This is a genomic window from Variovorax sp. VaC1, assembly GCF_043658315.1.
GTDB lineage: Bacteria > Pseudomonadota > Gammaproteobacteria > Burkholderiales > Burkholderiaceae_C > Variovorax.
Genome location: NZ_JBIGLT010000001.1, coordinates 510,711 through 524,141, shown reverse-complemented (window position 1 = coordinate 524,141; position 13,431 = coordinate 510,711). Strand labels below are relative to the sequence as shown.

The window sequence follows — 13,431 nt, the reverse complement described above, 5'->3', positions numbered from 1 at the left end:
GCCTTATCAAGGTTAAGCAACCTTTTGCCCGAACTGTGCTCTGAGATGGCGGGCACTGCGGCCCATAGATTGACCGAACCATTCCAACAAGGAAGACGACGTTGAAGAACCTTTCGCAACTTTCGCGATATGCACTGCTGGCCACCCTCGTTGCCAGCCTCGCCGCCTGCTCCGTGCTCGAGAGCGACAAGATCGACTACAAGAGCGCAGGCAAGGCGCCAACGCTCGAAGTCCCGCCCGACTTGTCGCAACTGTCGCGCGACAACCGCTATTCGGTGCCCGGCGGCGCAGTCACCGCCAACGCCTACCAGGCTGGTGTGGCCAATGCGCCGAGCATCCCGACCGCCGTGTCGAACATCGGCGACGTCCGCATGGAACGCGCGGGCACGCAACGCTGGATCGTCATCAACCGCACGCCCGACCAGCTCTGGGACCCGGTAAAAGACTTCTGGCAGGAAAGCGGCTTTCTGCTGACCACCGAACAGCGCAACCTCGGCATCATGGAAACCGACTGGGCCGAGAACCGCGCCAAGCTGCCGCAGGACATCATCCGCGGCACGCTGGGCAAGCTGGTCGACTCGGTCTACTCGACCGGCGAACTCGACCGCTTCCGCACCCGCCTGGAACGCACGCCGACCGGCACCGAGATCTTCATCAGCCATCGCGGCATGCAGGAGGTCTACAACAACTCGCGTCAGGACCAGACCGTCTGGCAGCCGCGCCCCAGCGACCCTGAACTCGAAACCGAATTCCTGCGCCGCCTGATGGTCAAGCTCGGCGTCTCGCAAGAGCAGTCGAAGATCCTGGCCGCAACGACCGCGCCGACCAAGACTGCCACCATCGCCAATGTGGGCGGCCAGCCGGTCGTTCAGATCAGCGAAGGCTTCGACCGCGCATGGCGCCGCGTTGGCCTGGCGCTCGACCGCACCGGCTTCACCGTCGAAGACCGCGACCGCAGCGCCGGCCTGTACTACGTCCGCTACGTGACGCCGAACCCCGAGAAGAAGGAACCCGGCTTCTTCGGCAAGTTCTTCAGCAGCTCCAGCAAGGACGAAGCGCCGATCAAGTTCCGCATCTCGGTCAAGAGCCAGGGCGAATCCAGCACCGTCGCAGTGCTGAATGAAGCCGGCGTGCCCGAGACCTCGGCCAACGCACAGCGCATCGTCAAGGTCATCGCCGACGACCTGAAGTAACCCGCATGCTGCGCTTCCGAAGCCTCGGTAGCGGCAGCACGGGCAATGCCGCGCTGGTCGAAGCGACCAGCGGCGGCCGCACCTCGCGGATGTTGATCGACTGCGGCTTCGGCCTCAAGCAGCTCGATCTGCGGCTGGCCCGGGCGGGCCTTGCCGCCAGCGACATCGATGCGGTCTTCGTCACCCACGAGCACGGCGACCACATCGGTTGTGCCCATTCGCTGTCGCGGCGAAACCGCATTCCGGTCTGGATGAGCGAGGGCACGTGGCTCGCCACCGGTGGGCGCGATTTCGAGGGCCTGCTGAACCTGGTGCGCGACGACACGGCCTTTGCCGTCGGCGACATCGAGGTTCAGCCCTTCACCGTTCCCCACGATGCGCGCGAGCCGCTGCAGCTTCGCTGCACGGACGGCAATCGCAGCCTGGGCGTGCTGACCGACCTGGGGCATGCCACGGCGCACGTGCTGGCGCGCCTGAGCGGCGTGCACGCGCTGCTGCTGGAGTTCAACCACGACAGCGACCTGCTGGCCAACTCGGCCTACCCCGCTTTCCTCAAGCTGCGCGTCGGCGGCAACTATGGGCACTTGTCGAACGCCGCGGCGGCGGACATCGCGCGCGGCGTCCTTCACGACGGGCTGCGCCACGTGGTCGCCGCGCATCTGAGCGAGCAGAACAACCGGCCCGAGATCGTGCGGCGCCTGATGGCGCAGGCCCTGGGCGGCCAGGAGGCCGAGATGCTCACCGCCACGGCCGCCGAAGGCTCGCCCTGGCTGGACGTCTGAGCAAGTAAGTAAAGCCCGGGGCGACGCGCCCGCGCGCTTTCTCAAGCACCAATGAAAAAGCCGCCATCTGGCGGCTTTTTGCATGCTGAACCGGATGACGCCTACTGCTTCGGCGCCTCGTTCTTCTTGGCGGCTTCCGTGGCTGCATTCGCTGCATCCAGTGCCGACGAAGCAGCTGGCGCCGGGGTGGCGGCCGGATCGGCGGCGGGTGCGGGGGCAGGAGCCGGTGCGGGTTCGCTCACGGGTGCAGGAGGCGGCGTCACGACCGCAGGCGCGGCGTCCTCTTTCTTTCCGCAGGCGACGAGCGCGGCAGCGGCAATCAGCGAGGCAATCAGGACGGACGAGGACTTCTTCATGAGGACTCCTTTGGCAATGAAGGTCTGGAATCAAAAAATTCTAGACCTGCCTACCCGCCTGAATATGTCTCGCGGCCGCATTCGCGGCATTGGCTTACAAGCCGAGCGTCGATGCGGGAAACGCGGGCCGCCCACGGCGCCAGCACTCGTCGACGGTTTCGCGCAATGCTCTGCGGGTGCGCGGATCGGTGCCGCTCACGCCCCGGCTGCGCTCGGGGTCGATGCGATGCACGAACCATGACGGCGTCCAGATGGCGCTCGGCACCTCGGCGCCCTCGGCCTTGCCGGTCGCGCGGCATTCGATGATGTGGTCCCACATGCGGCGCCACGGCACGAAGCGCGCATGGCTGCGCTCGAGAATGTCGAAGCGCTGCGCCAGCAGCATCAAGCGGCGGCCGCTGGCCGACCAGGCCTGCAGCGCCTCGATGCTGGCGCGCTCGCCCAGCGGCCAGTCGGCAAAGTCGGGATCGCTGAAAACAATTTCTTTCCAGCCCTGTTGCGCAGCGGCCGACAAAGCGCTCCGAAGAAGCGTGTCGAACGCCTCCCGGCCGTCGAAGCGGCCTTCGGTCAACGGCGCAATGGCGTCATCCGGCATGCAGCCAGCCCGCCTCGCACCATTCGCCCAGCAGCGCCCGCGCGCCTTCGCTCGCACGGGCCAGTTCGCGCGGGCCGAGCTCGCGCTTGTCGGCCAGTCGGCGCATCAGCGTGGCGTCGGCACCGCCCGCGCGAAAGCTCTCGCCGTTGATGTACACGTGCCGCGCGTCGTAGAGCATGCGGGTGCGCCGGTCGAGCGCCACGTGCTGCATGGCATCGGGCACCTCGCCACCTTCGTCGAACCAGACGTTGGCCTTGGGCTCGGTGAGCGATTCGCCCAATGCGCGGTCGATGGCATCGGCGTCGCGCAGCGCGGCTTCGATGGCCTTGCGTGCAAAGCCCTGCAACGCGGCGGGCATGGCGGCTGGCGCCTCGACGGCCGGCTGTGCCGGGTCGCGGTAGCGCGCCAGTTCGGCGGGACCCGCGTCTTCCAGGTCTTCCGAATAGGCCTGCGCCATGCGCGCCAGCAGGTCGGCACCGAGCTCGCCCAGCGCCGACGAACGCAGGCCGATCGAACAGGTCATGCAGTCGTCGCCCACGGCAACGCCGTCGTGGGCGTACTTGGGCGGCAGGTAGAGCATGTCGCCCGGCTCCAGCACGAAGGTCTGCTCGGGCTCGAAGTTTTCGAGGATCTTGAGCGGAACGCCGGGCTGCAGGCTCAGGTCGCTCTGCTTGCCGATCGACCAGCGGCGTCGGCCCTGCGCTTGCAGCAGAAACACGTCGTAGCTGTCGAAATGCGCGCCGACACCGCCAGTGTCGCTCGCGTAGCTGATCATCAAATCGTCGAGGCGGGCGTCGGGCAAGAAGCGGAACTGGCGCAGCAGCGCGTGCACGCCTTCGTGATGCAGGTCGACGCCCTGCACCAGCAGCGTCCAGGCGGGCTGCTTCAGGGGCGGCAAGGCACGCCGCGGCAGCGGGCCGTGCTTCAGCGACCAGCCCGTCTTGCCATGACGGATCAGGCGCGATTCGACTTCCTCGCGCTCGGCCAGCGCAAACAACGCATGGCGGTCGATCGGTGGCACCATCGCGGGAATGGCCTGGCGAACCAGCAAGGGCTTTTTCTGCCAGTACTGCCGCATGAACTGCGCGGCACTCAGGCCGCCGAGCAACGGCAGCGGTTGTGTAATCTCCATGGGAGAATTCTGCAATGGAAATCTCTGAACAATGCGTGGTCGGCTTGACCTGGACCATGAAAGACACGCTCGGCGATGTGCTGGACGTGCTCGATGAGCCGGTGGAATTCATGGTGGGCGGCGACGACCTCTTCGAGGTGATCGAGGCTGCCCTGCAAGGCCATGAGCCCGGCGCCCGCGTGCAATTGCAGGTCGAGCCCGAGCAGGGCTTCGGCGACTTCAACGACCAGTTGCTCTTTCTGGAGCCGCGCTCGCTGTTTCCCGAAGGCACCGAGGAAGGCATGACCTTCGACGGCTCCGCCCTGCCCAAGGGCGTGAGCGACGGCATCCCGAAGGACACGATCTACACCGTGGCCGAGATCTACCCCGACCACCTGGTGCTCGACGGCAACCATCCGCTGGCGGGCATTGCGATCCGGCTCGACATCACCGTGCGCTCGGTGCGCGAGGCGACGGAAGAAGAAGTCGGCCGTGGCACGGCGGGTACGGCCTTCTTCAAGGTGCCGCCGATGGCACCGGGCAATCAGATGCTGCACTGACGGCGTCTTGCGTAGACCAGCAATGAAAAAGCCGGGCAGTGCCCGGCTTTTTCGTTGCTCAGCAGCAGGCTGCTTTACATGCGCGAGAGCTGGCCGTTGTCGATGCGCACACGGTCGCCGATGCGCAGGTCGCCCGGGCTCTGGACGTCGAAGGCGCGGTAGCCGCCACGATCGGTCTGCACCGACACGCGATAGCTTTCATAGGCGCGCGGCCCGTTCTGCTGGGCCTCGATGGAATTGCCCAGCAGGGCACCGCCCACGATGCCGAGCGCCGTGGCTGCGGCGCGGCCATTGCCACGCCCGAACTGGTTGCCCACCACGCCGCCGATGACACCACCCGCAACGGCACCACCGCCCGAAGTGCCGGTACCCGCGGTTTCGCTTCGCAGCACCTCGATGTTGGCCACGACGCCGTACTCGACATATTGCGCTTCGCGGTACTGGATGGCTTGCGGCGGCGCCTGGTAGGGGTAGCGCGAGGTCTGGTAGACCGGTGCCGGGGCAACGCAGGCCGTGAGCGTGGCCACGGCCAGCACGGAAGCGGTGACGGAAACAAAGCGCATTGAAATCTTCATGTTGAGTGGCTCCTCGGATAGAACGGCGCACGAAAAATGCGCCTGCCTGTGCCTAACGCCGCAGCCAACGCCGCGATGACGCAAAAACACATGCTGAAACCTTCGAGGCAACGGGCCCTCGCGGGTTCCACTCTTTACCGGTCGGAAACTCAGGCTCTCTTCAGGTTCGCCGCTCAGTGCTTCCCTGTGGAACCGTAGCCGCCCTCGCCTCGTTGCGTGGGTGCAAATTCGGTGACCACACGAAACTGCGCCTGCACCACCGGCACGATCACCAGCTGTGCGAGCCGCTCCATCGGCTCCAGCACGAAAGGCGTGTCGCTGCGGTTCCAGGCGCTGATCTTCAGTTCGCCCTGGTAGTCGCTGTCGATCAGCCCCACCAGGTTGCCCAGCACGATGCCGTGCTTGTGGCCCAGGCCCGAGCGCGGAAGGATGAGCGCTGCGTAAGCCGGATCGTCCAGGTGGATCGCGATGCCGGTGCCCACCAGTTGCCAGCCGTTGGGCGCCAGCGTGATGGGCGCATCGAGGCAGGCCCGCAGGTCAAGGCCGGCGCTTCCGGGAGTGGCATACGCGGGCAATTGATCCACCATGCGCGGATCGAGGATACGGACGTCGACTTTCACTTACTTGCTGCCTTGCTTCTGTTGCTGTTCTCTTTGCTTGCGGGCGGCCTCTTCAAGCACCTGCTGCCACTTGGCCACGCCCGGGGTGAGCTTCACGCCCTTCAATTTCTTGCCGAACCAGAGGGCCACGCCCAGGAGCAGGACCAGCGCACTGATCGGCACGCCCGCGGCCCACAGCACGAGGAACACCACCGCGCCGACGGCGCCCAGGACCTTGAGCACCAATGGGTCGAACGCGGCGTTTTGCTGCGGGGCTTCGCTGCCCGACGATGTTTCCTGCTGCCGCATGGCGGCCGATACAGGGCCTGAACTCTGCTGGCCCGGCGCAGGCGACATGCCGACATCGAGCCCCGGTTCGCCCGGCTGCGCCGCGCGCTTGGGCAGCGCGGCCCGGGCCGAGAGCTGCTCCACGTAGCGAGCGAAATCGCCATTGGGCGGTGTGTTCGATTCGGTGTTCATCAGACCCTCCAGTCGGGAAGCCGTGCGGCGATCTCGGTCATGAGTTCGCGTGCCAGGGTGAGCTTGGGCGCGCGCGGCAGTTCGCGCACGCCGTTGGCGTCGACCAGCAGCAGCGCGTTGTCGTCCTGCCCGAAGGTCAGGGGGCCGATGTTGCCGACCAGCAGCGGAATGCCCTTGCGCTCGCGCTTGGCCTTGGCGTGTTCGGCGAGGTTCTCGCTCTCGGCCGCGAAGCCGACGCAGAACAGCTTTCTGGCTTGGGCCCGCTCGCTCTTGGCGACCGTGAGAAGGATGTCGGCGTTCTCGACGAAATGGAGCACCGGCGTCTTGCCGCTGCCGTCTTTCTTGATCTTCTGCTCGCTGTGCGTGGCCGGGCGCCAGTCGGCAACGGCGGCAGTTGCTACAAAAATACTAGCAAACTGTGCAGCACGGACGGTCGCTTCGAGCATGTCCTGTGCTGAAAGCACGTCCACGCGCGTCACGCCGCGTGGCGTGGGCAGGTGCACCGGGCCCGCCACCAGCGTGACATCGGCCCCTGCCTCGCGGGCCGCGCGGGCGATGGCAAAACCCATCTTGCCGGACGAATGGTTGGTGATGCCGCGGATCGGATCGAGCGACTCGAAGGTCGGGCCGGCGGTGACCAGCACCTTCTGCCCCGCCAGCAGCTTGGGCTGGAAGAAGGCCGTGATGTCTTCGAGCAGCTGCGCCGGCTCGAGCATGCGACCGTCGCCGGTCTCGCCGCAGGCCTGCCAGCCGCTGCCCACGCCCAGCACGGTCGCGCCGTCGGCCGAGACCTGCATCAGGTTGCGCTGGGTGGCGGGGTGGGCCCACATCTCGCGGTTCATGGCAGGCGCGATCAGCAGCGGCACGCGGTCCGTGGGACGGGCCAGGCACATCAGGCTCAGCAGGTCGTCGGAGCGCCCCTGCACCAGCCGCGCGATGAAGTCGGCGCTGCAGGGCGCCAGCACGATCGCATCGGCCTCGCGGCTCAGGTTGATGTGCGGCATGTTGTTGGGCTCGCGGGTGTCCCACTGCGAGGTGTAGACGGTACGGCCCGAAAGCGCCTGCATGGTCACCGGGGTGATGAACTGCTCCGCTGCTTCTGTCATGACGACCTGGACCGTGGCGCCCGCCTTCACGAACAGCCGGCACAGCTCGGCCGACTTGTAGCAGGCGATGCCCCCCGTGAGGCCCAGGACGATGTGTTTGCCGGCGAGATCTTGCATGGGCCGTATTGTTGCTCACATGTCATAGAACAAATGGCAACAAGCCCTTGGCGGAAAGTGTCGCAAGGGGCACACCTATAATCGCAATTTCCCACTGCCCGGATTCACGTGTCCGGAACTGGCATGACCAAATTTGTCTTCGTCACCGGTGGTGTCGTATCTTCCCTTGGCAAGGGAATCGCCTCCGCCTCGCTCGCCGCGATCCTCGAATCGCGCGGCCTCCAAGTCACCCTCATCAAGCTCGATCCGTACATCAATGTCGACCCCGGCACGATGTCGCCCTTCCAGCATGGCGAGGTGTTCGTCACCGATGACGGCGCGGAAACCGACCTCGACCTCGGCCACTACGAGCGCTTCATCAACACGCGGATGCGCAAGGCCAACAACTTCACGACCGGCCAGATCTACAAGACCGTGCTCGAAAAAGAGCGCCGCGGCGACTACCTCGGCAAGACGGTGCAGGTGATCCCGCACATCACCAACGAAATCCAGGAATACATCAAGCGCGGCGCCGGCATCGGCACGGCGCACGAGGTGGATGTGGCCATCGTCGAGATCGGCGGTACCGTGGGCGACATCGAGTCGTTGCCCTTCCTGGAAGCCGTGCGTCAGATGAGCCTGCGCATGGGTCCGAACAACTCGGCCTTCGTGCACCTCTCGTACGTGCCCTGGATCGCCGCCGCCGGCGAACTCAAGACCAAGCCCACCCAGCACACCGCCAAGGAACTGCGCGCCATCGGCATCCAGGCCGACGCCCTGCTGTGCCGCGCCGACCGCCCGATCCCCGACGACGAGCGCGCCAAGATCTCGCTGTTCTCGAACGTGCCCGAATGGGGCGTGATCTCGATGTGGGACGTGGACACCATCTACAAGGTGCCCCGCATGCTGCACGAACAGGGCCTGGACGGCCTGATCTGCGACAAGCTGCGCATCAACACCCCGCCTGCCAAGCTGCAGCGCTGGGACGACCTGGTCTACGAAGTCGAGCATCCGCAGCAAGAGGTGTCGATCGCCATGGTCGGCAAGTACGTCGACCTGTCGGACAGCTACAAGTCGCTCAACGAAGCCCTGCGCCACGCCGGCATGAAGAACCATGCACGCGTGAAGATCGACTACATCGACTCCGAGACCATCTCGGCGCAAGACGTGTCGCGCCTGGCCAAGTACGACGCCATCCTGGTGCCCGGCGGCTTCGGCCAGCGCGGTGTCGAAGGCAAGATCTCGGCCGCCCGCTTCGCCCGCGAAGGCAAGGTGCCCTACCTCGGCATCTGCCTGGGCATGCAGGTCGCCACCATCGAGTACGCCCGCCACGTGGCGGGCCTGAAGAACGCCAACAGCACCGAGTTCGATCCCGAGACGCCCACCCCCGTGATCGCGCTGATCACCGAGTGGAAGGACCGCGACGGCACCGTGAAGACGCGCGACGAGAAGTCCGACCTCGGCGGCACCATGCGCCTGGGCGCGCAAAGCTCCGACGTGGCGGCCGGCACGCTGGCGCACAGCATCTACGGCGACGTGGTCACCGAACGCCATCGCCATCGCTACGAAGCCAACGTCAACTACCTCGACGAGCTGCGTGCCGCCGGCCTCGTGATCTCGGCGCTCACGCAGCGCGAGCACCTGACCGAAATCGTCGAGCTGCCGCAGGACGTGCACCCGTGGTTCATGGGCGTGCAGTTCCACCCCGAGTTCAAGTCGACCCCGTGGGGCGGCCACCCGCTGTTCAACGCCTTCATCAAGGCCGCGCTCGATCACAAGGACAAGGGTGCGGGCAGCACCAAGACACTGAAGGCCGTCGCATGAGCCGCAGGGCCGCTCCCAGGGCGAATACCGCAGTGCGAAGCACAGAGGCATCCCAATGAAACTTTGCGGATTCGACATCGGGCTCGACCAGCCCTTCTTCCTGATCGCCGGCCCCTGCGTGGTCGAGTCCGAGCAGCTGCAGATGGACACCGCCGGCACGCTGAAGGAGATCACCTCGGCGCTGGGCATCCCGTTCATCTTCAAGAGCAGCTTCGACAAGGCCAACCGCTCGTCGGGCACCAGCTTTCGCGGCCCCGGCCGCGACAAGGGCCTCGAGATCCTTGCGAAGGTGAAGCGCGAACTCGGCCTGCCCGTGCTGACCGACGTGCACACCCTCGAGGACATCACCGAGGCCGCCAAGGTGGTCGACGTGCTGCAGACGCCCGCCTTCCTGTGCCGCCAGACCGACTTCATCTACGCCGCGGCGCAGTCGGGCAAGCCGGTCAACATCAAGAAGGGCCAGTTCCTCGCGCCGCACGACATGAAGAACGTGATCGACAAGGCACGCGCGGCCGCCAAGGAAGCCGGCCTCGACCAGGACAGCTTCATGGCCTGCGAACGCGGTGCCAGCTTCGGCTACAACAACCTCGTGTCGGACATGCGTTCGCTGGCGATCATGCGCGAGACCCAGGCACCGGTGGTGTTCGATGCGACCCACTCGGTGCAACTGCCGGGCGGCCAGGGCACGACCTCGGGTGGCCAGCGCGAAATGGTGCCGGTGCTCTCGCGCGCGGCCGTGGCGGTCGGCGTGGCGGGCCTGTTCATGGAAACCCACCCGGACCCCGCACACGCCATGAGCGACGGCCCCAACGCCGTGCCGCTCAAGCACATGAAGGCCCTGCTCGAAACGCTGCTGGCGCTCGACCGGGTCACCAAGAAAAACGGCTTTCTAGAGGACAGTTTTCAAGCATGAGCAGCGGATACGTCATCGCCCACGTCGAGGTCACCAACCCGACGCAGTACGAGGAATACAAGAAGTGGTCCAGCGTCGCGATGCAGGCGCATGGCGCCGAAGTCTGCGTGCGCGGCGGCCAGATCCAGCCGCTCGAGGGCGACTGGAAGCCGACCCGCGTGGTCGTGCTCAAATTCCCCAGCTTCGAGAAGGCCAAGGCCTTCTACGACACGCCCGAATACCTCAAGGCCCGCGAAGCGCGTGCCGGCGCCGCCATCATGAACATGATCGCGGTCGAAGGTCTTTGACCCCGTTTTTGCAAGCGAACTCCCAAAGAGACCCAGAGAGAAAGACAAAAGATGAGTGCAATCGTTGACATCGTCGGCCGCGAAATTCTCGACAGCCGAGGTAACCCCACCGTCGAGTGCGACGTGCTGCTCGAATCGGGCACCATGGGCCGCGCGGCCGTGCCCTCGGGCGCATCGACCGGTTCGCGTGAAGCCATCGAGCTGCGCGACGGCGACAAGAGTCGCTACCTCGGCAAGGGCGTGCTCAAGGCGGTGGAGAACATCAACACCGAGATCTCGGAAGCCGTGCTCGGCCTGGACGCCAGCGAACAGGCCTTCCTCGATCGCACGATGATCGACCTCGACGGCACCGACAACAAGGGCCGCCTGGGCGCCAACGCCACCCTCGCCGTCTCGATGGCCGTGGCCCGTGCCGCGGCCGAAGAATCGGGCCTGCCGCTGTACCGCTACTTCGGCGGCATGGGCGGCATGCAGCTGCCGGTGCCGATGATGAACGTCATCAACGGTGGCGCGCACGCCAACAACAGCCTTGACCTGCAGGAGTTCATGATCATCCCCGTGGGCGCCAAGAGCTTCCGCGAGGCCGTGCGCTACGGTGCCGAAGTGTTCCATGCCCTGAAGAAGATCCTGGGCGACCGCGGCATCAGCACGGCGGTCGGCGACGAAGGCGGCTTTGCCCCCAGCGTCGAAAGCCATGAAGCAGCGATCCAGCTGATCCTCGAAGCCATCGACAAGGCCGGCTACGTTGCAGGCGAGCAGATCGCCCTGGGCCTCGATTGCGCGGCCAGCGAGTTCTACAAGGACGGCAACTACGTGCTGTCCGGCGAGAACCTCACGCTGTCGGCCGGCAACTGGGTCGACATGCTGTCGACCTGGGTCGACAAGTACCCGATCATCAGCATCGAAGACGGCATGCACGAAGGCGACTGGGACGGCTGGAAGCTGCTCACCGACCGCCTGGGCAAGCGCGTGCAGCTGGTGGGCGACGACCTGTTCGTCACCAACACCAAGATCCTGCAAGAGGGCATCGACAAGGGCATCGCCAACTCGATCCTGATCAAGATCAACCAGATCGGCACGCTGACCGAAACCTTCGCCGCCATCGAGATGGCCAAGCGCGCGGGCTACACCGCCGTCATTTCGCACCGCTCGGGCGAAACCGAAGACAGCACCATCGCCGACATCGCAGTGGGCACCAATGCCGGCCAGATCAAGACCGGCTCGCTGTCGCGCTCGGACCGCATCGCCAAGTACAACCAGCTGCTGCGCATCGAAGAAGACCTCGGCGACATCGCCAGCTACCCCGGTCGCGGCGCCTTCTACAACCTGAAGTAGGCCCGGCCTGCTGCATGCGCGCGCGCTTCGTTCCACCCGTCATCCTGCTGCTTCTGCTGGCCGTCCTGCAATGGCAGCTGTGGAATGGGCGCGGCAGCGTGCGCGACGTGCAGCAGCTGCAGACCAAGCTGGCCGACCAGAAAGAGGCCAACGCCAAGGCGGCGCTGAACAACGAGCGCCTGACCTCCGAGGTCAACGACCTCAAGGACGGCCTCGAAATGGTCGAAGAGCGTGCGCGAGCGGAACTCGGCATGGTCAAACCGAACGAAGTGTTCGTACAGATCGCGCACTGACCCCTCACCACTTCGCCCGCTGATGCCCGAGCTTCTCTCGGCCCCTGCCTTCGCGCTCTGGGGCTCCCCTGTCAGCTGGCTCGAACTCGTCGCTGCCGTCCTGGCGCTGGCCATGGTCGGCTGCAACATGCGCGAGATCCACTGGGGATGGCCGCTGGCAATCGTCAGCTCGCTGCTTTACGTGGTGGTTTTCGCCAAGGCACGCATCTACGGCGATGCTTCGCTCCAGGTCTTCTTTGCGCTCGTGGCGCTCTGGGGCTGGTCGCAATGGCTGCGCGGCCACCGCGCCGACGGCGGCGCGCTGCGGGCCAGCCGGCTGTCGCCGCGCGGCATCGCGCTCACACTAGTGGCCTGCGCGCTGGCGTGGCCCGCGGTCGCCCTCTTCCTTCGCCGCTTCACCAACACCGACGTGCCCTGGTGGGACGGCTTCGCCACCGGCCTGAGCCTGGTCGGGCAGTTCCTGCTCGGGCGCAAGTTCATCGAGAACTGGCTGATCTGGCTTGCCGTGAACCTGGTGAGCGTGGGCCTGTTCATCCACAAGGGCCTGTGGCTCACGGTCGGCCTCTACGCGGTTTTTGCCGTGCTCAGCGTGGCCGGCTACCTTGCATGGCGGCAACGCCTGCCGCAGGCGGTGCGCACATGACGCCCACACTGCCGACCGGCCTGGTCATCGCGGTGCTCGGTGCCGAAAGCACGGGCAAGACCGCGCTGGCCACGGCGCTGGTGCAGCGCCTGCGGGAGCGCGGCATTCCGGCGACGATGGTCGGCGAGTACCTGCGCGAATGGTGCGAGCGCGAGGGCCGCACACCGCGCCCCGGCGAGCAACAAGTCATCGCCGACGAACAGACCCGCCGCATCGATGCCGCTGCGGCCACGGGCGTCGTGGTGGCCGACACCACGGCCCTGATGACCGCCGTCTACAGCGAGCAACTGTTCGACGACCGCTCGCTCTACGCCGACGCGCTGGCCGCGCAACGGTGCTGCGCCATCACGCTGCTGACCGCGCTCGACATCCCCTGGGTCGCCGACGACATGCGCGACGGCCCGCATGCGCGCCAGCCGACCGACACGCTGGTGCGTGCCGCGCTCACGGGCGCCGGGTTGTCGTTCGCCGTGGTGCATGGCATCGGTGGCGAACGGCTGGCCAGTGCATGGAACGCCATCAATGCCATCGCCGGCAGCGAAGGCCGTGCACGGGCACGCGGCCGGGCGGACGCGAAGCCCGCCTCGTGGTCATGGCCTTGCGAGAAATGCTCCGACCCGGAATGCGAACATCGGCTTTTCACAGACCTGATCGGACGGCGCGAGTAACCATCGACGGCCTGC

Annotated in this window: 17 protein-coding genes; 10 read left to right on the top strand and 7 right to left on the bottom strand. The window is 66.1% G+C overall.

Translation table 11 applies throughout. The features are described from left to right. The first annotated feature begins 101 nt into the window (after window positions 1-101). Complete coding sequence (gene bamC, locus ACGLHS_RS02615) at window positions 102-1,193, top strand: outer membrane protein assembly factor BamC (protein ID WP_093237071.1); 1,092 nt, start codon at window positions 102-104, stop codon at window positions 1,191-1,193. A 5-nt stretch (window positions 1,194-1,198) separates the two neighbouring features. Continuing rightward, window positions 1,199-1,975 (top strand): MBL fold metallo-hydrolase, encoded by a 777-nt coding sequence (locus ACGLHS_RS02610; protein ID WP_394476567.1) that lies wholly within the window; start codon window positions 1,199-1,201, stop codon window positions 1,973-1,975. A 101-nt stretch (window positions 1,976-2,076) separates the two neighbouring features. On the opposite strand, the gene ACGLHS_RS02605 is transcribed toward ACGLHS_RS02610, so the two are convergent. The 3 genes from ACGLHS_RS02605 to ACGLHS_RS02595 all read right to left on the bottom strand — a co-directional run bounded on the left by ACGLHS_RS02605 (window position 2,077) and on the right by ACGLHS_RS02595 (window position 4,058). Next, entirely contained in the window at window positions 2,077-2,331 is a 255-nt protein-coding gene (locus tag ACGLHS_RS02605) for a hypothetical protein (RefSeq protein WP_093237069.1), read from the bottom strand. 94 nt (window positions 2,332-2,425) lie between these two features. Further along, window positions 2,426-2,926, bottom strand: coding sequence for a hypothetical protein (locus tag ACGLHS_RS02600; protein ID WP_394476564.1), 501 nt, complete (start codon window positions 2,924-2,926; stop codon window positions 2,426-2,428). Next, a complete protein-coding gene (locus ACGLHS_RS02595) occupies window positions 2,916-4,058 on the bottom strand; it encodes a JmjC domain-containing protein (protein WP_394476561.1) in 1,143 nt (380 codons plus the stop codon). The genes ACGLHS_RS02600 and ACGLHS_RS02595 overlap by 11 nt, the downstream gene beginning before the upstream one ends. Window positions 4,059-4,072: 14 nt before the next feature. Between ACGLHS_RS02595 and ACGLHS_RS02590 the strand changes: the two genes are divergently transcribed. Beyond that, a complete protein-coding gene (locus tag ACGLHS_RS02590) occupies window positions 4,073-4,597 on the top strand; it encodes a peptidylprolyl isomerase (protein ID WP_093237066.1) in 525 nt (174 codons plus the stop codon). 74 nt (window positions 4,598-4,671) lie between these two features. Here ACGLHS_RS02590 and ACGLHS_RS02585 read toward each other — a convergent pair whose 3' ends face one another. The 4 genes from ACGLHS_RS02585 to coaBC all read right to left on the bottom strand — a co-directional run bounded on the left by ACGLHS_RS02585 (window position 4,672) and on the right by coaBC (window position 7,474). After that, window positions 4,672-5,172, bottom strand: a complete 501-nt coding sequence (locus tag ACGLHS_RS02585) for a glycine zipper 2TM domain-containing protein (protein ID WP_394476557.1) — start codon at window positions 5,170-5,172, stop codon at window positions 4,672-4,674. 173 nt (window positions 5,173-5,345) lie between these two features. Continuing rightward, window positions 5,346-5,792, bottom strand: coding sequence for a dUTP diphosphatase (gene dut, locus ACGLHS_RS02580; RefSeq protein WP_093237064.1), 447 nt, complete (start codon window positions 5,790-5,792; stop codon window positions 5,346-5,348). Then, window positions 5,793-6,251 carry a hypothetical protein gene (locus tag ACGLHS_RS02575; RefSeq protein ID WP_093237063.1) on the bottom strand — a complete coding sequence of 153 codons (459 nt, stop codon included), beginning with the start codon at window positions 6,249-6,251 and terminating at the stop codon, window positions 5,793-5,795. It lies immediately after the preceding gene. Next, window positions 6,251-7,474 carry a bifunctional phosphopantothenoylcysteine decarboxylase/phosphopantothenate--cysteine ligase CoaBC gene (gene coaBC, locus ACGLHS_RS02570; protein ID WP_394476552.1) on the bottom strand — a complete coding sequence of 408 codons (1,224 nt, stop codon included), beginning with the start codon at window positions 7,472-7,474 and terminating at the stop codon, window positions 6,251-6,253. Before coaBC ends, ACGLHS_RS02575 begins: the two co-directional genes overlap by 1 nt. 123 nt (window positions 7,475-7,597) lie before the next feature. Here coaBC and ACGLHS_RS02565 point away from each other — a divergent pair, with 123 nt between their 5' ends. The 7 genes from ACGLHS_RS02565 to ACGLHS_RS02535 are packed head-to-tail and all read left to right on the top strand — an operon-like array spanning window position 7,598 to window position 13,416. Further along, entirely contained in the window at window positions 7,598-9,277 is a 1,680-nt protein-coding gene (locus ACGLHS_RS02565) for a CTP synthase (protein ID WP_093237061.1), read from the top strand. A gap of 55 nt (window positions 9,278-9,332) precedes the next feature. Then, window positions 9,333-10,190: a 3-deoxy-8-phosphooctulonate synthase gene (gene kdsA / locus ACGLHS_RS02560; RefSeq protein ID WP_093237060.1), complete on the top strand. Its 858-nt coding sequence runs from the start codon at window positions 9,333-9,335 to the stop codon at window positions 10,188-10,190. Beyond that, window positions 10,187-10,477 (top strand): DUF1330 domain-containing protein, encoded by a 291-nt coding sequence (locus tag ACGLHS_RS02555; protein ID WP_093237059.1) that lies wholly within the window; start codon window positions 10,187-10,189, stop codon window positions 10,475-10,477. Before kdsA ends, ACGLHS_RS02555 begins: the two co-directional genes overlap by 4 nt. 51 nt (window positions 10,478-10,528) lie before the next feature. Beyond that, window positions 10,529-11,812, top strand: coding sequence for a phosphopyruvate hydratase (eno, locus tag ACGLHS_RS02550; protein ID WP_093237058.1), 1,284 nt, complete (start codon window positions 10,529-10,531; stop codon window positions 11,810-11,812). 14 nt (window positions 11,813-11,826) lie between these two features. Further along, entirely contained in the window at window positions 11,827-12,105 is a 279-nt protein-coding gene (gene ftsB / locus ACGLHS_RS02545; RefSeq protein ID WP_093237057.1) for a cell division protein FtsB, read from the top strand. A 22-nt stretch (window positions 12,106-12,127) separates the two neighbouring features. Further along, the gene (gene pnuC / locus ACGLHS_RS02540; protein WP_394476543.1) at window positions 12,128-12,748 is read left to right on the top strand and encodes a nicotinamide riboside transporter PnuC; all 621 of its coding nucleotides are present in this window, start codon (window positions 12,128-12,130) and stop codon (window positions 12,746-12,748) included. After that, window positions 12,745-13,416 carry an AAA family ATPase gene (locus ACGLHS_RS02535; RefSeq protein ID WP_394476541.1) on the top strand — a complete coding sequence of 224 codons (672 nt, stop codon included), beginning with the start codon at window positions 12,745-12,747 and terminating at the stop codon, window positions 13,414-13,416. The genes pnuC and ACGLHS_RS02535 overlap by 4 nt, the downstream gene beginning before the upstream one ends. Window positions 13,417-13,431: the final 15 nt, after the last annotated feature.